Origin of the sequence: Arthrobacter sp. E3 (assembly GCF_017353415.1) — a bacterium.
In the GTDB taxonomy this organism is placed as follows: domain Bacteria; phylum Actinomycetota; class Actinomycetes; order Actinomycetales; family Micrococcaceae; genus Specibacter.
In genome coordinates this window covers 93530-116786 of sequence record NZ_JAFMPX010000006.1, presented here as the reverse complement: position 1 = coordinate 116786, position 23257 = coordinate 93530, and the positions used below count along the sequence as shown (strand labels likewise).

Annotated in this window: 22 protein-coding genes; 5 read left to right on the top strand and 17 right to left on the bottom strand. The window is 62.2% G+C overall.

Annotated elements, in window-relative coordinates; genetic code table 11:
* Window positions 1-44 precede the first annotated feature (44 nt).
* The 7 genes from rdgB to clpS all read right to left on the bottom strand — a co-directional run bounded on the left by rdgB (window position 45) and on the right by clpS (window position 4966).
* Window positions 45-665: an RdgB/HAM1 family non-canonical purine NTP pyrophosphatase gene (gene rdgB, locus JMA46_RS04730; protein WP_207344137.1), complete on the bottom strand. Its 621-nt coding sequence runs from the start codon at window positions 663-665 to the stop codon at window positions 45-47.
* A complete protein-coding gene (gene rph / locus JMA46_RS04725) occupies window positions 665-1411 on the bottom strand; it encodes a ribonuclease PH (protein WP_207344136.1) in 747 nt (248 codons plus the stop codon). Before rph ends, rdgB begins: the two co-directional genes overlap by 1 nt.
* Window positions 1412-1529: 118 nt before the next feature.
* Complete coding sequence (locus JMA46_RS04720; RefSeq protein WP_207344135.1) at window positions 1530-2069, bottom strand: hypothetical protein; 540 nt, start codon at window positions 2067-2069, stop codon at window positions 1530-1532.
* A gap of 139 nt (window positions 2070-2208) precedes the next feature.
* Complete coding sequence (locus JMA46_RS04715; RefSeq protein ID WP_207344134.1) at window positions 2209-3006, bottom strand: MBL fold metallo-hydrolase; 798 nt, start codon at window positions 3004-3006, stop codon at window positions 2209-2211.
* On the bottom strand, window positions 3003-3977 hold the full coding sequence (murI, locus tag JMA46_RS04710) for a glutamate racemase (protein WP_247647058.1): 975 nt from the start codon (window positions 3975-3977) through the stop codon (window positions 3003-3005). Before murI ends, JMA46_RS04715 begins: the two co-directional genes overlap by 4 nt.
* Before the next feature lie 124 nt (window positions 3978-4101).
* Complete coding sequence (locus tag JMA46_RS04705) at window positions 4102-4668, bottom strand: DUF2017 family protein (RefSeq protein WP_207344164.1); 567 nt, start codon at window positions 4666-4668, stop codon at window positions 4102-4104.
* Window positions 4661-4966: an ATP-dependent Clp protease adapter ClpS gene (gene clpS, locus JMA46_RS04700; RefSeq protein ID WP_207344132.1), complete on the bottom strand. Its 306-nt coding sequence runs from the start codon at window positions 4964-4966 to the stop codon at window positions 4661-4663. Before clpS ends, JMA46_RS04705 begins: the two co-directional genes overlap by 8 nt.
* Before the next feature lie 37 nt (window positions 4967-5003).
* Here clpS and JMA46_RS04695 point away from each other — a divergent pair, with 37 nt between their 5' ends.
* Together JMA46_RS04695 and JMA46_RS04690 are read left to right on the top strand one after the other, a co-directional pair.
* Entirely contained in the window at window positions 5004-6344 is a 1341-nt protein-coding gene (locus JMA46_RS04695; protein WP_207344131.1) for a nicotinate phosphoribosyltransferase, read from the top strand.
* Between the two features lie 15 nt (window positions 6345-6359).
* Window positions 6360-6977, top strand: a complete 618-nt coding sequence (locus tag JMA46_RS04690; RefSeq protein WP_207344130.1) for an isochorismatase family protein — start codon at window positions 6360-6362, stop codon at window positions 6975-6977.
* A gap of 101 nt (window positions 6978-7078) precedes the next feature.
* On the opposite strand, the gene JMA46_RS04685 is transcribed toward JMA46_RS04690, so the two are convergent.
* From JMA46_RS04685 to JMA46_RS04655, 7 genes are all read right to left on the bottom strand, one after another.
* A complete protein-coding gene (locus tag JMA46_RS04685; protein WP_207344129.1) occupies window positions 7079-8851 on the bottom strand; it encodes a DEAD/DEAH box helicase family protein in 1773 nt (590 codons plus the stop codon).
* A 110-nt stretch (window positions 8852-8961) separates the two neighbouring features.
* Window positions 8962-9285, bottom strand: a complete 324-nt coding sequence (locus JMA46_RS04680; RefSeq protein WP_207344128.1) for a DUF3039 domain-containing protein — start codon at window positions 9283-9285, stop codon at window positions 8962-8964.
* A gap of 113 nt (window positions 9286-9398) precedes the next feature.
* Complete coding sequence (gene nagB, locus JMA46_RS04675) at window positions 9399-10181, bottom strand: glucosamine-6-phosphate deaminase (RefSeq protein ID WP_207344127.1); 783 nt, start codon at window positions 10179-10181, stop codon at window positions 9399-9401.
* A 100-nt stretch (window positions 10182-10281) separates the two neighbouring features.
* Window positions 10282-11865, bottom strand: a complete 1584-nt coding sequence (locus JMA46_RS04670) for a transporter (RefSeq protein ID WP_207344126.1) — start codon at window positions 11863-11865, stop codon at window positions 10282-10284.
* Window positions 11847-12641 (bottom strand): ABC transporter ATP-binding protein, encoded by a 795-nt coding sequence (locus JMA46_RS04665; protein WP_207344125.1) that lies wholly within the window; start codon window positions 12639-12641, stop codon window positions 11847-11849. The genes JMA46_RS04670 and JMA46_RS04665 overlap by 19 nt, the downstream gene beginning before the upstream one ends.
* 140 nt (window positions 12642-12781) lie before the next feature.
* A complete protein-coding gene (locus tag JMA46_RS04660) occupies window positions 12782-13726 on the bottom strand; it encodes a tetratricopeptide repeat protein (protein ID WP_207344124.1) in 945 nt (314 codons plus the stop codon).
* 142 nt (window positions 13727-13868) lie between these two features.
* Window positions 13869-15794: a hypothetical protein gene (locus tag JMA46_RS04655; RefSeq protein ID WP_207344123.1), complete on the bottom strand. Its 1926-nt coding sequence runs from the start codon at window positions 15792-15794 to the stop codon at window positions 13869-13871.
* A 456-nt stretch (window positions 15795-16250) separates the two neighbouring features.
* Between JMA46_RS04655 and JMA46_RS04650 the strand changes: the two genes are divergently transcribed.
* Window positions 16251-17402, top strand: coding sequence for an AI-2E family transporter (locus JMA46_RS04650; protein WP_247647057.1), 1152 nt, complete (start codon window positions 16251-16253; stop codon window positions 17400-17402).
* A gap of 36 nt (window positions 17403-17438) precedes the next feature.
* Here JMA46_RS04650 and JMA46_RS04645 read toward each other — a convergent pair whose 3' ends face one another.
* Both JMA46_RS04645 and JMA46_RS04640 read right to left on the bottom strand, forming a co-directional pair.
* The gene (locus tag JMA46_RS04645) at window positions 17439-18230 is read right to left on the bottom strand and encodes an alpha/beta hydrolase (RefSeq protein ID WP_207344121.1); all 792 of its coding nucleotides are present in this window, start codon (window positions 18228-18230) and stop codon (window positions 17439-17441) included.
* 34 nt (window positions 18231-18264) lie between these two features.
* A complete protein-coding gene (locus tag JMA46_RS04640; RefSeq protein WP_207344120.1) occupies window positions 18265-18609 on the bottom strand; it encodes an ATP/GTP-binding protein in 345 nt (114 codons plus the stop codon).
* Window positions 18610-18679: 70 nt separating this feature from the next.
* Here JMA46_RS04640 and nucS point away from each other — a divergent pair, with 70 nt between their 5' ends.
* Both nucS and JMA46_RS04630 read left to right on the top strand, forming a co-directional pair.
* Window positions 18680-19375, top strand: coding sequence for an endonuclease NucS (gene nucS / locus JMA46_RS04635; protein WP_207344119.1), 696 nt, complete (start codon window positions 18680-18682; stop codon window positions 19373-19375).
* A 47-nt stretch (window positions 19376-19422) separates the two neighbouring features.
* Window positions 19423-20667, top strand: coding sequence for an amidohydrolase family protein (locus JMA46_RS04630; protein ID WP_207344118.1), 1245 nt, complete (start codon window positions 19423-19425; stop codon window positions 20665-20667).
* Window positions 20668-20761: 94 nt separating this feature from the next.
* Here JMA46_RS04630 and JMA46_RS17590 read toward each other — a convergent pair whose 3' ends face one another.
* Complete coding sequence (locus JMA46_RS17590) at window positions 20762-23245, bottom strand: DUF2156 domain-containing protein (RefSeq protein ID WP_207344117.1); 2484 nt, start codon at window positions 23243-23245, stop codon at window positions 20762-20764.
* Window positions 23246-23257 lie beyond the last annotated feature (12 nt).

Sequence of the window (23257 nt, the reverse complement as noted above, 5' to 3'; positions counted from 1 at the left end):
GGGGTCGCTTTCGTTGCGTACCCAGTCTGGCCGGGTTACTAGGTCTAGGACAGCGCCTTCACCAGGTGCGGAAGCAGCGCCCGGAACGCCTTCCCCCGGTGGCTGATGGCGTTCTTTTCCGCACTGCTGAGCTCGGCGCAGGAAACGTCCATACCCAGCGGCGCCAGAACGGGATCGTAACCGAAGCCTCCGTCTCCCCGCGGAACAGTCAGCAGCGTCCCTTCCAAGGTTCCCTCCTCAACAACCCCCACGGAACCATCAGGGCTCGCCAAAGCTGCGGCGCACACGAAACGGGCACCGCGGTGTTCCGGACCAATGTCGGCCAGTTGCGCCAGCAACAACTGCAGATTGGCAGTATCGTCACCATGCTGTCCAGCCCAGCGTGCCGAGAAGATCCCGGGCGCCCCGCCCAGCACGTCAACGGCCAACCCGGAGTCGTCGGCCACAGCCAGGACGCCGCTGAACTCTGCTACGGCGCGGGCCTTCAACAGAGCGTTTTCGGCAAAGGTGACCCCCGTTTCGGCAACGTCCGGAGCTTGGATGGCACCGGCGTCGAGCACGTCGGTGTCCACGTCAAGACCAGGTACCTGCCCGCGCAGCAGTTCGCGCAGTTCCCGCAGCTTGCCCTGGTTGTGGGTGGCCAGAATGAGTTTGGGCACCGTCATCAGCCGGCGAGGGTGTCGCGCTGGATCTGGGCCAACTCCGTGGTGCCGATGAGTGCCAGGTCGAGCAGCTGGTTGAGTTCCTCGCGGTCAAAGGGGGCGCCTTCGGCAGTGCCTTGGACCTCAACGAACTTGCCGGAGCCGGTGACAACGACGTTCATGTCCGTCTCGGCACGCACGTCTTCAACATAAGGCAAGTCGAGCATGGGCACGCCGTCGATGATGCCCACCGAGATGGCCGAGACCGTGTCGATGAGCGGCTGGGCGTTCTTGGCAATCAGCTTGTTCTCCTTCGCGTACGCGATGGCGTCGGCGAGGGCCACATAGGCTCCCGTGATCGCTGCCGTGCGCGTGCCGCCGTCGGCCTGAAGGACGTCGCAGTCAAGGACGATCGTGATTTCCCCCAGTGCCTTGGTGTCGATGATGGAGCGCAGCGAGCGGCCAATCAGGCGCGAAATCTCATGGGTGCGCCCGCCAATTTTGCCCTTGACGGATTCGCGGGAGTTGCGGGTGTTCGTGGCGCGCGGCAGCATGGCATATTCGGCCGTGACCCAACCGGTTCCTTCGCCCTTGAGCCAGCGCGGGACTCCGGGCGTCAGGGATGCCGTGCACAGCACACGGGTGTTGCCGAACTCGATGAGTGCCGAACCTTCGGCTTGTTTGGACCAGCCACGGGTTATGGTGATGTCGCGGAGTTGATCATTGGTGCGGCCGTCGGCGCGCAAGGTTTCAGATTCACGTGAAGTCATGGCTCAAGCCTACTGGGCGAGGGGCCCCGGGCGAGCGCAGCGAGTTTGGGGAGCCCGGGAGGCGCTACTGGGCGAGGGGCCCCGGGCGAGCGCAGCGAGTTTGGGGAGCCCGGGGGCGCTAGCGGACCTTGTTCGCCAGGCGAAAGTTCTTCCTCGCCGTGAAAAATCCGGCTGCCGGCTGCATGAAGCACAGCGCCATGGCTGTCAACCCGAGCAAGATCTGCAAGATGGTGGCGATCCCGCCGGGCATCGTCAGCCCGGTGAGCTGAATCAGCCACACCACGGCAAGAATCGCACCGAGAATACGGGCCCAGCCCATGCCTTTGCGGATGAACAGCCCAATAACGACGTAGCCAATGACGGCCAGCACGCTCATGACGGCAATCGTACCGATCACAATGACCACCGAAACATCGATCATCTCAGGGGTGATTCCGGTGGCATTTTGGCTCTTCAACTGTTCGGTGGTCTGCGCGCGGAAATCACTGGAACTGGTATGCATGATGCCGAAGATACCGGCGATGACCTGCAGTGCCGCTGCAGCCAGAAGCATGTAAAAAATCGTGTTCATGATGGGTGGGGGCGTCGGCGCCACTACGGACGCAGCCGGCTGCCGGTATGGGTCGGGGGCGGGGTTGTAGCGTGGCATGTCAGTCATAGTGGCTGTCCTTTACAGATCAAGTACGACGGCGCTTGCCGCCCTTGCCTGTCTTCGAGCCTATCCGTGGTGCACTGGTAAAACGATGCTCCTTTCGGAGGATCTTTGCAGGCCCGCCACCACCGCTGCCGCCACCGCGCTAAATGATGTAGTGCACGCCTGCCACGGCAGCGGCGACCTCTCCTGAATACGTCTCCCGTGCTTCGGCCACCACCGTATTGGCGTCCGTCCAGACCGGAATGTGGGTCAGCAGCAGGCGCTTGACGTTGGCACGCGTGGCCGCCTCACCGGCACGCTTGCCTGTCAGGTGCACGTCCTTGATGTGGTCGTCGCGGCCTTCTTCAAAGGCTGCTTCGCACAGGAAGAAGTCGGCATTCCGAGCAGCGTCTTCCAATCCCTGGCAGCTGTCGGTGTCCCCGGAGTAGGCGAGCACGGAGGTGCGGTCCAGTCCGGTGCCGTCGTATTCAGTGGCTTCCACGCGCAGTGCATAGGCCTCCGGAACAGGGTGGTTCACTGTGTACGGTATGACCTTGAACGGGCCCACCTCGACGGGCTCGCGTTCCTGCCACAGCTTGAAGTCAAATTCTTCGTGCATGCCAGGATCCAGCTCAAGGCCGTAGGCGGTGGCCAGCCTGTCCGCCGTTGCAGCCGGGCCCCACACGGGGATCCGCCCCCTGTCCCAGCCGTCCGGTCCCCACTTGACCGCCACGTGCAGGCCGCACAAATCCATGCAGTGGTCCGGGTGCAGGTGGCTCAGGAAAATCGCGTCGATGTCTTCCAAGTCCATGTATTTTTGTACCGCTCCCAGGGCACCGCTGCCCAAGTCAATGAGCACCCGCCAGGGCCGCACGCCGTCGTGCGCTGTCAAAAGGTAGCAGGACGCGGGCGACGTCGGGCCGGGAAAGGACCCGCTGCATCCAACGATCGTCAATTTCATGTGTGCTCCCCTGCGCCGTTTCCCGGAACAGCAAGTCTGCCCACCGAATCCCCCAAAACAAAATTGGAGACTCGGGGTGAGCCGGTCCCGCCGCTGCTTTCGCGGGCAGCGGCCAGCATGTCGGGGGTGATGCGAGCCAGTGATCCGGTGGGGTAGTGCGCCGAAACGTGACTGACCTGCTCCACTGCCCGCACTTCCGGACCGAGAAAACGCCGGGCCAGGATGCCAAAGCCCTCCGCGTCCCCGGTGGAAAGGAACTGGTGTGTGGGCGCTTCGCTGCCAACCCTTTCCAAGTCGTGGCTGACAAGAGCCCTATAGACGTCCTTCGCTGTTTCTTCGGCGCTGGAAACCAGCGTCACCGAATCCCCCATGACATAGGAAATAACGCCAGTCAGCAAGGGATAGTGCGTGCACCCCAGGACCAGGGTGTCCACTGCGGCAGCCTTTAGCGGGGCCAGGTACTCCTCAGCCGTGGACAGCAATTCGGGCCCGGCCGTGATGCCGGATTCCACGAAGCGGACAAAGTCCGGGCAGGCCACGGACGTGATGGACAGGTTCGGGGCGGCGGCAAAAGTATCTTCGTAGGCACGCGAACCCACGGTGGCCACGGTGCCGATGACGCCAACGTGCCCGGTGCGGGTGGCCGCCACGGCACGGCGAACGGCAGGTTGGATGACTTCAATGACGGGAATCCCGTAGCGGGCCGTGTATCTTTCGCGGGCGTCACGCAGCACCGCGGCGGAGGCGGAGTTGCAGGCGATGACGAGTAGCTTTACCCCGGAGTCGACCAGTTCGTCCATGACACCCAAGGCGTTCGCCCTGACTTCGGCAATGGGTAGCGGACCGTAGGGGCCGTTGGCCGTGTCGCCCACATAGAGGATTGACTCGTTCGGCAGCTGGTCAATGACGGCCCGTGCCACGGTCAACCCACCCACACCGGAATCGAAAATTCCAATGGCACGCCCGGCCATGTCGCTTGACTGGCCTTCGGTGCGGCCCTTCAGGCCTTGGACTGTTACGGGTGTTGTGCTCATGGTCGTTCCAACACTAGTTCCTTCGCGCCCGGTGCAGCCGCAATTGCGCCCAAGAACACATTCATGGGCGGCGTTGCAGTCCCGCCAACATGGCTTGGACCAGGCTTTCCTGCAGCCACGAGACAAAGTTGTAGACCAGGCTCAGATAACTTTCGACGTCGTCTGCCTCACCCCAGTCCTGCACCTGGTGCACCCGCTCGGCATCGGCTTCGTCACGGATGGCCAGCCGCTCGGCCAGTACCAGGCGGACGTCATTCAACGCCATGGACCAGAATTTTGCCGCTTCTGCATCAAGGACCAGTTTGTCGCTTTCAAGCCCCAGGGAAGCAGCACGCAGGGCACCAATCTTGGTTTCCCGCAGCGAGCGTTCGGTGAGCTGGCGGAACTCAAGGGCGGAGTCGGCGTCGTTCTTCACGGCATCCGGCAGCAGCCGCAACAGGGCAGGGTCGGTGGGGACGCTCACGTCCATGTCCAGACCGATCAAGGCCGCTAGCGGATCGGTGGACGCCGGTGTTTCCGGTTCCAGCATGGTGATGATGTCGACGAATAGCTTGCGCAGGAGGTCGCGCTCCGGGGCCTCGAGGAAACCGGTAATGCCGCGACGCCCTGCGGAGAAGGCCTTAGCCACGGTCATTGCCCTTCTGCACGGTCGCCCACAAGCCAAAGCCGTGCATCGCCACCACGTGCGCCTCCATCTTTTCCTTGGTTCCATGAGCCACGGCAGATCTGCCGACGGTATGGACTTCCATCATCAATTTGGCTGCCTTGGTCTCCGAATACCCGAAGTAGCTTTGGAAGACGTAACTGACATAGCTCATCAAATTAACCGGGTCATTCCACACGATCAATTCCCACGGAATATCCGGGGAGATGAGTTCGCGAGTAACGACTTCCCGGTCTGTTTCCGGGGCTGTGCTGACACTCATGTGTCCATTCTAGTGTTGCCGCACTAAAGTAAATTCCGTGACTACGCCATCAAGCTGGGGCCACCCCCGCACATCATTGTTTACAGATCACTACGAGCTGACAATGCTCCAGGCCGCCCTGCACTCGGGAGCTGCGCACCGCCGCAGCGTTTTTGAGGCCTTCGCACGCCGCCTTCCGGACGGCCGCCGCTACGGGGTTGTAGGCGGAACGGGCCGGTTCTTGGAAGGCTTGGAGCACTTTCGCTTTGGCCCGGATGAGCTGAATTTCCTGGCTACACACAACGTTGTCAATGACGAAACGCTCACGTGGCTGGCCGATTTCAAGTTCACCGGCGACATTTACGGTTACGCAGAGGGCGAACTTTATTTCCCCAATTCGCCCATTTTAACCATTGAATCCACGTTTGCGGAGGCCTGCATCCTGGAGACGTACGTGCTTTCGGTGCTGAACCACGACTCCGCCATCGCCTCCGCCGCCTCCCGCATGATCGGTGCCGCTGGCGCCCGCCCCTGCATTGAGATGGGCTCGCGACGCACGCATGAGGAGTCGGCCGTGGCGGCTTCCCGCGCCGCAGTCATCGCCGGCTTTCACAGCACCTCCAACCTCGAATGCGGATTGCGTTACGGCGTGCTGACCCAGGGCACCGCAGCGCACTCCTTCACCTTGTTGCACGACTCCGAGGAGGACGCCTTCCGTGCCCAGCTCGGTTCCATGGGCGCCGGGACCACGCTGCTGGTTGACACGTACGACGTCGAAGCAGCAGTCCGCAAGGCCGTCGCCATCGCCGGGCCGGACTTAGGCGGCGTCCGGTTGGATTCCGGTGACCTGCTCGCCCAGGCGCGCGACGTCCGGGCCCTGCTTGATTCCCTGGGCAATACGAATACGCGCATCACCGTGACAAGCGACCTTGACGAGTTTGCCATCGCCGCCCTGGCTGCGGCCCCCGTCGATTCCTACGGCGTGGGCACGTCGCTGGTCACAGGTTCAGGGGCCCCCACAGCCTCCATGGTGTACAAGCTCGTCTCCCGCGAGGGCGACGAGGGAGAGTTTGTCTCCGTTGCCAAGGCAGCAAAAAACAAGGCCAGCATGGGCGGCCGCAAGTACGCGATGCGGCGCCTCAACGGCGCAGGGATTGCCACCGCGGAAGTTGTGGGGATCGGCCACCGCCCCGCCGGAGACGGCAATGACCGCTCCCTGCTCTCACAGTTGGCCAAGGACGGGGAACTGCTGCCCGGCTGGACCGGATCCGAGGGCGTGGTTCGCGCCGCGGCCCGCCACACTGCCTCCATGGCAGAGATGCCTGGGGCCGCCCGGCGCCTGCAGCGCGGGGAGCCCGTCATCCCCACAGAATACGAACAACCCACACCCACCGCTTAGCAAGAGGAGATTTTCATGGCCAAGGCCCTGATTATTGTTGATGTTCAGAACGACTTTTGTGAAGGAGGCTCGCTCGCCGTCGCCGGGGGCGCCGCACTGGCCACGGAAATCAGCGAGATGCTCGCCGAAACCACCGACTTCGACTTTGTTGCAGCCACCCAGGACTGGCATGTGGAGCCGGGCAGCCACTTCTCGGAGACGCCCGACTTCCGCACCAGCTGGCCTGTGCACTGCGTCGCCGGTTCCAAGGGCGCCGCACTGCACCGCAATTTGGACACCGAGGACATTGACGCCTACTTCCGCAAGGGCAAGTACGACGCCGGCTACTCAGGTTTCGACGGATTGCTCGCCCCTGAAGACGAAGTTGCCGTGGGTGAGCGTGAAGCCCACGAATCTGTAACGGAGAACAACGAGTCCCCCGTCAGCCTGGACGATTGGCTGCGCGAAAACGACATCGATGACCTCGTCATCGTGGGCATCGCCACCGAACACTGCGTCCGCGCCACGGCCCTGGACGCCGTCAACGCCGGCTACAACACCACCGTGTTGCGCGACTTCGTTGCCGGAATTGATGAAGATGCGATCGAGGAAACCCTCGAGGAACTCGAAGACGCCGGTGTGGAAGTGAAGTAACCCGGGTCCTAGTTTTATTATGCGCTGAGTTCAAGGGCCAACCATGCGCCAGTTATGCAGTGGCGCATGGTTGGGGGATGAATCCTGCGCAGAATAAAACGCTATTTCCGGCCGATGAACCAGTCTTGGAGCTTCTTCAGGCGCGTCTGGAGCTGGGATTCATTAGCCTGGGCCACGGCTGGCCCGCCACAAATTCGGCGCAGTTCGCTGTGCACCATGCCGTGGGGCATGCCTGAGCGCGCACTCCATGCAGAGACGTTCTTCGCGAGCTCTCCACGCAAGTCCATGAGCATGCGATGGTCCACCAGCGGTGCAGCCTCCGGTTCTGCCACGGGCGAGGACGACCTACGCTTCCGGGTTTGCTGGTCGGCCTGATGCTGGCGCAGCAGCACACCCATTTGGTCCGCGTCAAGCAAACCGGGGATGCCAAGGAAATCGAGTTCATCGTCGCTGCCGATGGCGCCGCCGGTGCCGAACTCGCCGCCGTCGAAGAGCACCCGGTCAAAGGAGGCCTGTGATTCCAGTGCCTCAAATTTGAACTTTTCCATGGTGTCGGACGCCTTTTCCTCGCGGTTGGCCTCCTCCATCTCGGCGTCTTCTTCCATGAAGCCGTCGGAATCCTTGTCCGGGCGGTCAAGAGCGTGGTCCCTTTCAAGCTCCAGCTGGTTGGCCAGTTCCATCAAGTTGGGCACCGATGGCAGGAAGATCGACGCCGTCTCTCCCCTTCTACGTGCACGCACGAACCGCCCCACCGCCTGGGCAAAGAACAACGGCGTAGCAGTGGACGTCGCGTAGACGCCAACGGCCAGGCGCGGCACGTCAACACCTTCGGAGACCATGCGCACGGCCACCATCCAGCGCTTGTCACCGGCGGAGAATTTGTCAATCTTGTCAGAAGCCTTGGAGTCGTCGGACAAAATCACGGTGGGCGATTCGCCAGTGATTTTCTTCAACTCCGCTGCGTAGGCGCGGGCGTCCTCATGGTCAGTCGCAATGACCATGGCCCCGGCGTCGGGCACAGCACGGCGCACCTCGGTCAGACGCTTGTCGGCCGCGGCCAACACAGCGGGGATCCACTCCCCTGCCGGGTTCAGGGCTGTGCGCCATGCCTGCGAGGTGACATCTTTCGTCACGGCCTCACCCAGTCTGGCGGCCATTTCCTCGCCGGCACTGGTGCGCCAACGCATTTGGCCGGAGTAGGCCATAAACATGACGGGGCGCACCACGTGGTCCCGCAAAGCCTCGCCATAGCCGTACGTGTAGTCGGCCTTCGAACGGCGGATCCCGTCCCGGTCCTCGGCATATTCCACGAAGGGAATGGCCGCCGTGTCGGAGCGGAAGGGCGTTCCCGTCAGGGCAAGACGACGGGCAGCGGGGTCAAACGCTTCCCTGATCCCGTCACCCCATGACAGTGCATCTCCACCATGGTGAATTTCATCCAGGATGACCAGCGTGCGTGCAGCCTCGGTCTTCGCCCGGTGCAGCAACGGCTTGCTGGCAACCTGGGCGTACGTCACAGCAACTCCGGTAAATCCCTTGCCATGGCGGCCGTCCGCATTTTTGAAGTTCGGGTCGATGGCAATGCCCACCTTGGCGGCCGCATCCGCCCACTGCCGCTTCAGGTGGTCGGTGGGGGTGACGATCGTGACCCTGTTGATGGTGCCACGGGCAATGAGCTGTGTGGCGATGTGCAGGGCAAAAGTGGTCTTGCCGGCACCGGGGGTGGCGACGGCCATGAAGTCCTTCGGATTTTCACTGAAGTACTTTTCCATGGCTTGGGTCTGCCACGCACGTAGTTTCTGCGCCGTTCCCCAAGCAGCACGCTCCGGGTAGGCGGGAGGCAGCGACGGGCCACCAAACAATGTTTCCGTCACGAATTTCCCGCCATCCTTGTCACTTCTTCCTGCACTTTGCACCCGGAACCGGGCACAGCAAAGACAACGCCCGTTCCGGCGTGCCTGCCAAAATTAATAATGTGCCAAGGCTACTTTTTAGGTTCCTTGGGGCCCTTGCCCTTGCCGCCCTCGGGCTTCAAGCCGTCATAGATGGCCTTGCAGTCGGGGCAGACCGGGAACTTGTGCGGATCGCGTCCAGGGGTCCACACCTTGCCGCACAGGGCCACTACGGGGTCGCCGGTCATGGCCGATTCCATGATCTTTTCCTTGCGGACGTAGTGCGAGAACCGCTCGCTGTCGCCGGGCTCGACTTCCTGGAGCATCTCCTGGCGTTCAATCACGGCGGTCGATCCACCGCCGGTGCCGGGGTTGCCCGTGGGATGGTTTTCGAAGGGGTCTGGAGGCAAACTCATGGTTCTATTCTAGCGTCTTCTGCCTCGCGACTCACCGAGGCGAGGAACGACGGCGGGAGGCGAGTTAGGAAACTCACTCGCCTCGCGCCGTGGGAGCGCCCAGGCTGTTGTGCTTAGAGGCCCTGCCAGGCCGGCTTGTTGTTGAAGGCGTTGCGGTACGTGGCTGCACCTTCCAGCTTGGAGGCTGCAGCCTCGTCAATAATGACGGTGGCACGTTGGTGGAACTGCAGGATGGAGGCTGGGCACGCAGCGGAGACGGGGCCCTCAACGAAGTCACGCACGGCGTCGGCCTTGCCGGCCCCGAACGCAACCAGGACCAGGTGGCGGGCGTCCATGATGGTGCCCAGCCCCTGCGTCACCACGTGGTGCGGGACCTGGGAGATGCTGTCAAAGAACCGTGCGTTGTCCTGACGTGTCTGTTCAGCCAGGGTCTTGATGCGGGTGCGTGAGGCAAGGGATGAGCCGGGCTCGTTGAAGCCGATGTGCCCGTTGGTGCCGACACCGAGGATCTGCAGGTCAATGCCGCCGGCGGCCGCAATGGCAGCCTCGTACGTCTCGCAGGCGCCCGCCACGTCTTCACTGGCACCATCGGGACCGTGTACGTTCTCCGCCACCACATCAACGCGATTGGTGAACTCGCGCCGGATCACTTCACGGTAGGACTCAAAGTGACCCACAGGCAGACCCACGTACTCATCCAGGGCAAAGCCGCTGACCTCGGCGAAGCTCAGGCCTTCCTCCTCGTGGCGGCGTGCCAGCTCATCGTAGATGGGCAGCGGAGAGGACCCTGTGGCCAGGCCGATGACAGCTGTGGGCTTGGCACGCACCAACGACTCGATGGAGTCGGCGGCGAGGGCGCCAATTTCCTTGCTGCTGGGGAGGATGATGACCTCCATATGACACGCTTCCTTTCGCGGCACGAGCGTGCCTGTGGCATTGTAAAAAATTCATGCAAAGTTGCTGCCCTCCACCTTATCCAGTGCGGACAGCCATCAGCTAACGGTCCAGCGAAACCGACAACAGCAGTTCCGGAGCCCGCCTGTTGTAAAGTGCGGCACCCTGCCGGACGCCCACCACTAGGAACACCGCCCCCAAAATGAGTCCCACGAGCAGTGCCAGCCACGAGAACAGCACCTGCCCGGTCACCATGCCAACAATGACAAGAACCAGTTCCGGCAGCACCAGCAGGCCCATGCCGGCAAATCCCGCGAACTGGATCATGGCGGAGGCAAGCCCGTTCCCCGGACGCGTCTTCAGGGGGCTGTCCCCGGGCAGCGGCACATTCATGGTGAATCGTGCCGAGAACACGCTGGCCAACCCCAGCCCCGAACCCACCACCCCGATGACCAGTCCCACCGTCCCCAGTAGCTGGCCTGCGTCTTTGGCAAAGATCGCACCGACGACGGCGTAGAGGAGTCCCAGCGGCAGCGCCAGCACCCCGGCTGCCACAGCCCGGCCCGTGCGGTCGGCCAGGCCGTTGACACCGGTGGCAACATGCAGGGCAAAGGCGGTGTTGTCGTAGGAGATGTCGGCACTGATGGACCAGACCACCAAAGATGCCGCCAGTGCGGAGCCAAAGCCCAGTGCAATCCCGGTGGCGGCCCCGCCGTCAAATTGGGAGCCGGCAAAAACAAGGACCAGCGGCAGCAGCGGGGCCATCAGCAAGCCCGCACTGTAGCGTGGATCCCTGAACCAATACGTGAGGCAGCGTGCGGCTACGGCGCCGGAAGGCGTGGCTGGGAACCAGGCAAAGAATCCCAGCTTGCCTCTTCCACGCCGCGCTCCACCAGCAGCGGCGGGTGTGACCAGCGCTCTGGCCAGGCACGCCTTCCACACCCAGACAAGGGCTGTAATGGTGGCCAAAGCGATGAGGAACTTCAGCGCGGCGGGCCCGTGGTGACCTTGGGCGACGTCTGCCGGAACCGACCAGACTGCACCCAGTGGTGTCCAGGAAATGCTGTTGGCCAACTGCGGAAGATAGGCACCGAAGTCGCTCACCCCGTTGCTGATGCCGTTCATGATGGGACCCAGAAACATCAGCGGAACCAGCACAATAATGCCGCTGAAGTCCTTGAAGCGCCGGTTCGAGGCCAGGCTGGCGCTTGCAGCCGTGATGGTACGGGACGCCACTATGCATGTCACAGCAGCCAAGGCACCACAGACCACGGCCACCACGGCAGCCAGGGGATGTCTCCACCACGATGCCGCAGTGCCCACCGATGCCAAGAGCGTCAGTGCCCCTGGTATGCCAATGAAACTGCCCAACAGCAGCCCAGCCAGCATGGACTTCATGGGGATGGCATACGTGGTGAAGCGCGCCGGGTCAAGAGTCATGTCCAGGCCGCTGAGCACAACCGGTATCACCAGCCAGCCCAGAACTACAGCGGCGCCGGCCAGGACCACCGCCGTGCCAATGAACTCCGGCTCAGCGCTGCCCAACACGGCCAGCCCCACCAAGAGCAGGACCAGCATGCCAAGTCCGTACAGGCCGCCAAGAATGATGCCTACCAACTGCCAGGGGCTGCGCTTGAGGGAGTTGCGCAGCAGCGTCAGTTTCAGCCTTACGAGGTGCGCAACCATGAAAGGCCCCCCGTCTGGTTGCGTCCACCAACCAGCTCAACAAACGTCTCTTCCAAGCTTTTGTCCCCACGCACCTCATCGACGGTGCCGGCTGCGAGCACGCGACCAGCGGAGATGACGGCCACGTGGTCGCACATGCGCTGGACAAGGTCCATGACGTGGCTGGAGACGATGACGGTGCCACCGGACTTGACGTAATCATCCAGGATGTCGCGGATATTGGCCGCGGAGACGGGATCGACCGATTCGAAGGGCTCGTCAAGGACAAGCAGCCTGGGTGCATGAATGAGTGCCGCAGCCAGTGCGATCTTCTTCGTCATTCCGGCTGAGTAGTCCACCACAAGAGTTCCGGCGTCCTTGACAAGGTCCATGGCGACCAGCAGGTCCGTGACCCGGCTGGCCACCGTGTCCTTGTCCATGCCGCGCAGCAACCCTGCGTAGCTGACAAGTTGTTCGCCCGTCAGGCGGTCAAAGAGGCGCACGCCGTCGGGCAGCAGACCCATGAGCCGCTTGGCCTCCAGCGGCTGCTGCCAAACGTCCACACCGTGGGCCCAGACCTGCCCGGCATCCGGACGCAGCAGTCCGCTCGCCATGGACAGGGAGGTGGTTTTGCCTGCCCCATTGGGGCCCACCAAACCGTAAAAGGAGCCGGCTGGAACGTCAAGGTCAATGCCGTCCACAGCAAGCTTCTGGCCGAACCGCTTCGTCAGACCGCGGATGGAAAGGGCAGGCGGAAGCCCTGCCGCCGGAGGTTGCCACGTTGAAATGTTGTCCATGGCCAAACCCTAACAAGCAGATGTGCCACAGCCGGACATCCAAAAGGATGAACTTGGCGCAAAAGCCCCAACCAGGCCGTGCTTGTCTCACGGAAGGATGGGGCTTTTGTATCCGGGCTTATTGCTGCGGTGGCGTTCGCCTAAAACAAGGCTCGTGCCAGTGCTTGGCGAGATGCCGAGACACGCGGGTCGCCTACACCGACCACGTCATAGAGTTCAAGTAGGCGAATCCTGGCAGTGTCGCGCTCAGGACCAAAATGAGTGCCGATGTACTTGACCAAGCGTGCAAGCGCATCCTCAACATGGCCCCCGGTGACGTCCAGGTCTGCCACGGCCAGAACCGCGTCAATGTCGTCCTGATCGGCGGCCGCGCGGGACCGGAACTCCTCTGCCTGGGCCACATTGATCTGCGCCGTGCGGCGCATGAGGTTCACTTGGGCCAGCCCGATCTTGGCGTCGGTGTCGTTCGGCTTTTCTGCCAGCGCCTTCTCATAGCTGGCCTTTGCCAGGTCCAGATCGCCGCTCTCAATGGCGTCCAGGGCCGCCTGGTGCAGCGGTGGCAGCGGCGGTTCAGGAGCAGCCTCGGGTTCCGGTGCACCTCCCAGATTTCCGGTCACGCCGTTGCTGGCAGCGACCTTCAGCAGTTCCACAAGAAATTCCCGTACCTGGTCCTCGGGCAGATCGCCCTCAAACATGGGGACGGGCTGGCCCTTGATCAGTGCGATGACGGTGGGGACGGCAGTGACACCGAAGGCCTGGGCGATCTGCGGGCTGGAATCCACATCTACGCGGCCCAGTGCAATCTTTCCACCATTTTCATTCATGAGCTTCTCCAGCAGCGCGTTCACCTGCGCCGACTGTTGCGAACGTCCAGAACCCAATGCAACAACTACAGGCACCTTTTGTGAGAGCTGTACAAACTCTTGGAAACTTTGCTCGTTGACGTCCACGGCATAGGGCGAACCGCCGGAGGGAGTACTGGAAGGGGGTGCGGTGGCCCGGTTTTTCAAAGCTGAAAGGTCGACGGCGCCGCGCAGGTTGATCCCGGGCGATGCGTTGGGTGGCAGGGGGCTGTTTTGACTCATGAATTCACTCTAACTGTGCCGGCCCGCGGCGTTGTGGCTTCTCGCCGCGGGCGAAACAATGGGACTGCGAGGGATGGGGATCATGTGGACTAAGTCGTTGAGCCCCAAGACCCCCACTAGCTGCCAGGTAAGGAGCTGCCTGTTACTTGAACGACCCGCCAACCAGACTTCTGGTGGCTGAGAGAACCGTGATCTTGGCAGGACCGCCGGTGGGTGGGACGTACATGACCACTGGTTCTGCGTAGTGCAGTGTGAACCCCTTGGTGGTTTCCGTGCCTCCAGTGAACACGGCAGCGTCCGCACCGACTGTCAATGTGGCTGCTTTCTTGCTCGTAGCACCTATGGCGAAGTCGTTTCCTACTACAACCATGGCGCCGCCGTCGGCAGTGCGCATGGCCAACGCCGAGCCAAGGTCTCCCTTGTGGCTGAACACGTTCATGGCGTCCTTCGCATCAGCAACAACCTTTTTCTGCAGGTCAAGGACACTGCTGATGTACACGCTGTCGTTGAAGGAGTCCTTGAACTTGCTGTCAGTATTCGTCAGCCGGTCACTCAGTGCGGAAATCGCCGCTTTCGGGCTCATTTTCAGGTCTGTGGCGGAATCAAGTGCCACAGCCTCGGTTCCTTCCTTGTCCACCGTGGGGAACGTCTGACCGGGCAAAAGCGGCGTCGCGTGGATCAGCTTGTAGTTTTCCCGCGGACTGGCCTGAACAAGAGTCAGCAGCTGGGGCAGAGAATTGTCTTTCCCCTGTGTGACGAGCATGGCCGAACGCGGCCAGGTCCGGTTGGTGGTGACAACCCGCGCCAACAGCTTCGTTGCAGACACCGGCTCAACGGCGGCTTGCTTTTCCACCTTGGTACGGATCTTATAGTTTGCCGTGCGGACGTTCAACGCCATGCCTGCAACTCGGGGCGCCAATTCCTTGGCGTTCTTGGCGTTGTCCCCGGAAGCCACCACTGCAGCCACTGCAGCAGCGATGTGCTCCACCTGACTGTCCAGCAGGTTCGGGAACCCGGCCGTGGCCGGAGCAGCTGAAGCCATCGCGCTGGGCGTTGCTGCGTCGGTTGTGGCAGCTGCGCCGGTTGTGGCAGCTGTACTGGCGCTGGGTGTGGGGGCAGGAGTGGTTGTATCGGCGGCGACAGCCGGGCTCATGCCTCCGGCCAGCAGCGCGGTGGCCAAGACGGCACCCCATCGGGCCTTCACGCTATTCCTCACAGTTCGTACTTGTCGGGGTGATTGTGCAGATACGGCGGCGAACTTCATCTTGCCGTCCTTCTTTTCGGCGGCCTTAGCCGAGTCCTTTGCAGGGCTCGAGGCAGTGCCTGCGGTATTTTTCGAGGGGGTGTCGTCGCCACGTGGGCCTGCATCATCACCGGAGTCATCTTTGGAGTCAGGCTTCGCATCAGCGGTGGCAGGGTCAGTTGCGGTCCGTCCGGCGGCGCGTCGTCCACCGGACGCATCTGCAACCTTGGACTTCCGCGGTGCCATGAAGAACAACAGGGCGGCCAAGGCCAGCAGTGCCGAACCGATAACCATCAACGGCACAGCCCAAGGCGTTCCAGCGTTGTTATCCACAGTGATGGAGATATTGGTGGGAGCGGGAGCCTTGCCATCGGAAGACAGAAGCAGTTCCCAATCTCCGTGGCCGGGGGCCTGCCACGTGTAAGTCAGCTCGCCGGTACCCTTTTCCTCGCTGACCCACATGTCTGAACCACTTGGGTTGGGCACTGTTTCAGCACCTGCAACACTCTCGGCTGACAGGGCCTTAAAGTCGTCACCCGCCGCGCCAATGCGAGTGTAGGCGGCATCAGCAATCCATCCAGTGATGTCATCTGCGCGGGCCACGGCCAGCTGGATGGGGCCATCGTTCTTCACCGTCAGTGTGAACCGACCGTCCCGGGTCTTCAGTAGATCGGAGCCAATAACTGTCAATGGCGCCGCCTTGACGTCAGGGGAAACGGCGGCCGTGAGCGTGGCGGGCGGGAGCCAAATGGTGCGCTGGCCAATGCCAGTTCCCAACACCAAAAGGCCTAATACAGCCAGAACGATTGCAATTTTTAAACGCAAGATACTACCTAACATCGGCGGAACACTGCTGTGGTCGATGTTTCAAGGGTAACCGAACCGTTATCAATAGGTCATTCGTCTTTGACATTTCTCACGTTTAGTCAACCGTGGCTCATAGTGTCGCCCGTGCCTCGCTGATACTCTCGACTCACTATTAAGAGTTGAAGGCTACGACCGATGCCCTCCCTTAACCGAAAGCAAAAAATCGTGAGTTCCCCAGCAGAACAAAGTGCAACTGGCAGTGACCCCGAGGCCCAGCCTGGCTCCCCAGAATTCCAGGCCGGTTCTTCCGCTGTCTCCAGTGCAGAAAACACGGCTGGGACAACGCCGGCAAATACCGCAGCGCATGACTCGAAGGCACGTAGCACTGACGCGTCCGGTACAACAGCCACCGCCACAGACCATGTCGCAGCCGGCCGCCAGCCCAAGGGCTGGCGTGGATGGGCGCTCAAGAAGCTGGCCCACCCCATTCCAGGAGCCCAGCCGCGCGTCCGCTTTGACATTCCCGAGGAACCGGGGATAGCTGTAGACAGCACACTGCCGGGCGCCTCCGAGCCAGCAACGGCTGCCAGCATGTTCCGCCACCCCATATATTTAGGCTTCATGGGCACTGTGGGTGTCGGCATTGCTTTGTTTCTAAGCTACATCCTGGCCAACACCCAGTCATTGGTGCTGTGGATAGTCACGGCGCTGTTCATCGCGCTCGGTTTGGATCCCGTGGTACGTTGGCTGGAGAAGCGCAAAGTTCCGCGCCCGCTGGGCATCGTTCTGGTGCTGCTGGCTTTGTTGGCCGTGGTGGCAATCTTCTTTGCAACGCTCATCCCCACCATCATTTCCCAGACCACACAACTGGCGACCAATGCCCCCATCTGGATCAAGGACTTCCTGAACTCGGACTTGTTCAAGCAGGTGGATGGGCAGTACCACGTCCTTGATACCGTCAATGAACAGGTTGCCAAGTTCTTCCAGGATGCGCAGGCAGTTGGAGGAATCTTTGGTGGCGTGCTCGGTGTGGGCTCAACCATTGCCAATGGTCTTTTTGGCACCCTGATTGTCCTTGTGCTGAGCCTGTACTTTCTGGCGTCGCTCCCATCCCTCAAGGCGTGGGGCTATCGTCTGGCACCTCGATCACGCAGGGCTCGCGTCGAGGAACTCAGCGAGGAAATCACCCGGGGCGTGGGCAACTACGTGATTGGGCAGGTGTGCGTTGCAGTGCTGAATGCCACCTTTGCCTTCATTCTCATGTCCATTTTGGGCGTCCCGTTCAGCGTGCTGCTGGCCTTTGTCGTGGCACTGCTGGCCTTTATTCCGCTGGTCGGCGGCATGATCGCCGCCATTGTGGTCATCGCGGTCAGCTTGACGGCCGGATGGCAGACTGCCCTCATCTACGCCATCTGTTACTTTGCCTACCTGCAGTTTGAGGCGTACTTCATCTCGCCGCGCATCATGCAAAAGGCAGTGGCCGTGCCCGGTGCCGTCGCCGTGATCTCAGTAATTGCCGGCGGCAGCCTCTTGGGCGTCCTGGGTGCCCTGATCGCCATTCCCACGGCAGCCGCCGTCATGCTTCTGGTCAAGGAAGTGTACATAGCCCGCCAAGACAAAAACTGATGTGCAGCCCGAGCCAGCCAGTTTAGACCAGCACGACTAGGCTGGCAGCGTTGCCACCGGGCCGCGCCATTCAGTGGGCAGTTCTACAGGTGTACCGAGCACGGTGGTGGAAATTTCGTCCAACGCCCTAGCCGCGTATTTCTCCCCTACCCACAGGTGCTTTGCCCCGGCAACGGCCACCAACTTGGCCTGCGGGATCCTGGAGAAGCGCGCTCTTGCGGCGTCCGGCTGCAGGTAGTCGTCGAACTCCGGGACAAGCACCGTCAGGGGCTTGCCATAGGCAGCCCAGGCGTCCAAGTCGGCATCCTGGGCACTGTGCAGGGGCGGGGACAGCAGCACGGCACCTTCGATGGCGCCAGCAGCAGGAGCGATGGCACCGTACTTCAGCACCAGTTCGGTGCCGAAGGACCAGCCCAGCAACCAACGGTTGGGCATCCCACGGTCAACGGCAAACTGCACTGCAGCTTCCACGTCCAGACGCTCCCCCACCCCATTTTCAAAGGTGCCTTCGCTTGTCCCACGGGGAGAGCTGGTGCCGCGGGTGTTGAAGCGCAGCACGGCAATGCCGGCCAGGGCAGGCAGACGGTAGGACGCCTTCTTGTACACGTGCGAGTCCATGAAACCGCCATGGGTGGGCAATGGGTGGAACGTGATCAACGTGGCCCGAACCACCCCGTCGGCGGGCATGGCCAGTTCCCCCACCAGGGTCAGGCCGTCGGAGGTCCGCAGCTCAACGTTCTCCCGCACTGCAGGCAGGATGGTCGCGGCACGGACGGCAACCGGGGCGCCGTCGTCAACGTAGTCAAGAGAGGAAGGATCAAAAACCATGGTTTCAAGACTACCGGGGGTCTGGGCTGCCAAGCTATTTGTAACGATAGCGGCGTCCCTGCCAACAATTAGTGTGCCAGTGCCGCCGCTCACGCAAACCAGCCTCTTTACCGAAAAGTGCGTCCTCCTGCCAGACCACAAGGTGCGCTACGCCGGGCATGACCTGATGGTTGCACCCCGGACAGCTGTACACCTTTTGGGCGTTCCCGGCACTGATGCTTCGCACCGCCCACACACCGTCGGGAGCCGCCTCGGTGGTGGGGATGCCCATACGCGTCCGGTTCAGATCGTCGTCGTCGTTCTGTGCAGTTCCCCGCGTCCATTTGGAGTTGCGGGCTGCAGAGCCATGGCTGCGGCGTGGGCGGTTGGAGCGGGGCATTCCTCTATTGTGCCGCACACGCGCAGGTGGTGCGGCGCAGCCGAGAACGCAAACGGCTAGAGTGGAGGGCGTGCGTTTAGTGATAGCCAAGTGCTCCGTCGACTACGTCGGACGCCTCAAAGCCCATCTTCCCCTCGCCGTCAGGCTGCTGCTGGTCAAGGCCGACGGTTCAGTTTTGGTGCACTCCGACGGCGGCTCCTACAAGCCGTTGAACTGGATGAGCCCACCCGCCACGCTGCGCACTGTGGCTGCCGCGGACACCGAGCTCGAGGACGGGGTGGTGGAGCAATGGGTGGTGCAGTCCACCAAACAGGACGACAAGTTGATCATCAACATCTACGAACGCATCAGCGATGCCAGCCATGACCTTGGCACCGATCCGGGCCTCATCAAGGACGGCGTCGAGGCCGACCTCCAACGCCTCCTGGCCGCCCAGATCGAACTGCTGGGCTCGGGCTTCACCTTGATCCGGCGCGAATACTTCACCGCCATTGGCCCCGTTGACATCCTGGCCCGCGACGCAGTTGGCGCCACCGTGGCCATTGAACTCAAACGCCGCGGCGACATTGACGGCGTCGAACAGCTCACGCGGTACTTGGAGTTACTCAACCGCGACCCGCTCTTGGCACCTGTGCGCGGTATTTTTGCCGCCCAGCAGATCAAGCCACAGGCCAAGACACTTGCCGCAGACCGCGGCATTGAGTGCAAAACTCTCGACTACGACGCCATGCGCGGAGTGGATGACAGCGCCTCACGACTGTTCTAGGCAGCCATGCCAAGCATCCGAGGATGCTTCTTGGCTAGACTTGCTGCATGACTGATCCAAGCCCCGCCCCCGTGTCCACAAAGTTCCTTCTCCACGGCGCCATTGCCACTGACCACGGCGTGGTCGAGGGCGGCCTGCTCGCTATTGACGGTGACAGGATTGTGTATGCGGGACGTGCCGACCACTTTGATGAACCTGGTTTTGAGCAGGGCGATGTCGATGCCGCCAATATCATCTCCCTTCCTGCCGGTCAGCGTATCCTGCCCGGACTTGTGGACATCCACACCCACGGCGGCAATGGCGGGGATTTCCCCAGTGGTGATGAGGCTTCAGCCCGCACGGCCATTGACTTCCTGCACCGCGCAGGCACCACCACGCTGCTTGCCAGCATGGTGACCGCCGCACCAGCTGACCTGCTCAAGGGCATAGACGTTTTCGCCGAGTTGGCGGACGAGGGCTTGGTTGCAGGCATCCACCTGGAGGGACCGTTCCTGTCGCACGCCCGGTGCGGGGCGCAAAACCCGGCCTTCCTGCTGGAACCGGATCTCGAGTTGACGTCCACACTCATCGAGGCAGGCCGCGGCACCATCACCACCATGACGTATGCTCCCGAACTGCCCGGCGCGGCGGAGCTGGTCGACCTGCTCACCGCTCACGGCATCACCCCCTCGGTGGGCCACACGAACTGCGACACCGTCACCGCTGCAGAGTCCTTGGAACAAGCACGGGAGGGTCTGGATTCCACCGGGTTCGGCGGCACTTCCGGCCGCCCCACAGTCACGCACCTGTTCAACGGCATGCCGCCGATGCACCACCGTTCCCCCGGCCCCGTAGCCGCTTGCCTTCGCATCGCCAGCGCCGGACACGCCGCCGTCGAGCTTGTGGCTGACAACACCCACCTTGACCCGGAAACGGTGAAAACCGTTTTTGAGCTCGTTGGGGCGGAGAACATCGTTCTGGTCACCGACTCCATGGCTGCCGCGGGTCTGGCAGATGGCCAGTACATGCTGGGGCCCTCCCCCGTCACGGTCTCCAACGGCGTTGCCACACTCGACGCCACCGGATCAATTGCCGGCGGGACGGCCACGTTGCTTGACGTGCTTCGTCGCACCACGGCCGCCGGCGTGAAGTTCGCCGACGCCTTGAAGTCCGCCACCGCGGTCCCAGCCGCTGTCCTTGGACTGACGGATGAGGTCGGTGCGCTGCGTCGCGGCCTGCGGGCGGACGTCCTCATTGTCGACGCCGACCTTGCCCTCCAGCGCGTCATGCGTTCCGGAGTCTGGCTGAGCTAGCAGCTGAAGGAGAAGCAGGCACAGAAGCCTGCAGTTTTGCCAACAGGCCCCCACACTTGGTGCGTGGGGCCTGTTGCCTTGACTGTTGTCTGCGCTACTTGCGCAGCAGTTTGGCCAGCGCGTGGACTGAAATGTTGGGCAGGTAGGCCTCGGCGATGGCGCGGCCCATGGCAGGTAGCGACAGCGGGTCCTGATACACCATGTACAGGGTGCTGTGACGGGGCTGGAAGCGCTGCTTAAAATTGGCCAGCGAAGAAAAACCGTACAACGGTTCCAGGGTCCGGGCCAACAGCGCCAGCATCTTCCCCAACGGGCCCTCCGCTTCGGCGCCTGCGGCCAGTGGGGAACCCGAGAGTGAAATACACTCAACCGTGGCGGCAAAGTGCAGGACGGCCTGGGCAATGAGATACTCCATCACCCCGCTGAACGCCCCCGAATTGCGGCGCATGAAATCGAGGGTCCAGCTGACCACTTCACCGTTGGAAAACACCGGAAGCCAGCTTGTCACGGCATGGATGCGCCCGTCCTCGTCAATGGCCAGGCATAGCTGGACGTTGTTATCTTTGAGCTCAGCCAGACCTCCCAGGGTAAAGCCGAGCTCCGGCAGTGCCTGTCCGGAAACCCAGTCTTCGGAAATTTCGTTGACCTGCGTGCGCTGACCGATGGTCAACTCCTCGTAGCTGCACCAGAGTGCCGTTACACCCAGTTTTTTTGCCTTGTTCACTGCGGTGCGCACGTTTTGCCAGTTGCGACCCTTGAAATCCATGGTCTGCACATCCAGCAGCGTTTCAGCAGCCACCGCAATGCGACGCCAGCCATGCGGTTCCAAGCACCTGGCAGTTTGCTCGCCCACCGAATAGAAGCAGGGCGTCAACGATTCATCAGTGCAGAAATCCACGAATCCGTTGACGGCCGCCTCTTGCTCCTCTGGCAGACCTACCGGTCCACCCACTGTGACAGCCACGCCGTTGTGAATTTGGTACGCCACCCCGGCCGTGCCTGCCGCGTTGAACCAGTACTGGTTGTTGGCCCAGCCGGCCATCCATGACAAGGAATCCCCGCCCAACCGGACCAGCGACAGCGCCTTGTCCCGACGGTCTGCCCCACTGATCTGGCGGCGGGAGAGAAATACGGCCAAAATGCTGGCCGCGCTGAGCGCCCACAGGACAGGCCCACCGAAGCTAAAGAGCAGTTCGGCAGCAAAGCCATGCGGATAGACGTTGGCAGCATAGCTGAAGGGAAACGGAAACGGCAGTACGATCCTGGGAATCCCCGCAACCAGCTCAGCCCATCCCAGCGGATTTTGTGCGTTTCCGCCTGCCAGCCACGCCACGGCGTACAGCGCCACAAAGGCCACCAGCAGCAACGGCAGGAAAACGAGTGAACGGCGCCGCAGCACCGGGTCCGGGTCAATTCTGAAGTGCCGCCGGAAAACCACCAACAGTGTGGCTATCAACAACGGCGCCAACACCACGGGTAACAGCTCCCCCACGGATTCGTTGATGCTCAAGATACGGTGCCCGCGGCGCAAGGGCAGGCCGATCCCGGAAAACACTTGAAAATAAAATGCCGAGACCACGCCAATCACCACATGGATGTACACCGCAGCCCACAACGCGAGCCTGTTGCCCCGGCGCAGCCCCTCGGCGCAGACCAGCAGCAACACCATCGGCATGAGCGCCAGCAGGTGCCCGCCCGGACCCATCAGGCCAAGGTTGTGGACCATCGTGTGGCAGGCGGCAGCGTTCGCCGTGCAGCTGCCCTCCCATTGTGCCAGGGTCGGATCCTGGTTCGTGATCCAGGCCCGCATGACGGCCAGCGGACCCACCGCCACGTGTGCCACTGCTGCAGCGAACGGGCCCACCGCAAAGACGGCCACCACGATCGCCAGAATGGTGCGCACTTCCTTGCTTGTGGACCGCCCGGTCATCCCGGGCCCCACTGACTTGATCAGTGCGAGGCCAAGGAATAGGCCCACAACGGCGGCCAGCAAAATGAATAAGTGCTGGGCGTGGCCCACATACATGGTCAGCATGATCGAGGCGGCAAGCACCAACACGCGCAAACGCCGGCGCCACAGCAAGCTGATGGCCTGGCTGGCGGCCATCAATGTCCCCGCGGACGCGGCAAAGGGCCCCAACAAGGTGGCCTGCCCCATGCCGGTGGGCCAGTCGACTCCCGCCCAGTTTCCGAGGCCAAGCACCACTGTATAAAGTACGACGGCGCCACCCTGGATTACGCTGAAAAGTACGGCCGTGCGTATTGTTCCGACAGTAGATTCTGCCAAACCCAAAACGGCTCCCAGCACGGCCACGCCGAGGAGCATGGAGGCGGTGTTGGTGCTCATGAACACAGTTGTGAACACATTCCACCAGTGACCGTCCAGCAAGTCCGTGGACTGGAATCCCCACCGCCCGGCCGCGTCCCTTGGCAGACGCCCTAAAAGCCCGCTGGCCACGATGTGCACAGCAAGGCTCGCCGCCATAAGGGTGGCACTAAATGGCGCACGGCGCAGCCAGGCACCAATCACCCGCATCGAGGTTGCAGCAGCGGACGGCTTCGCTGCCTCGGTTGACACGGCAGAGCCCAT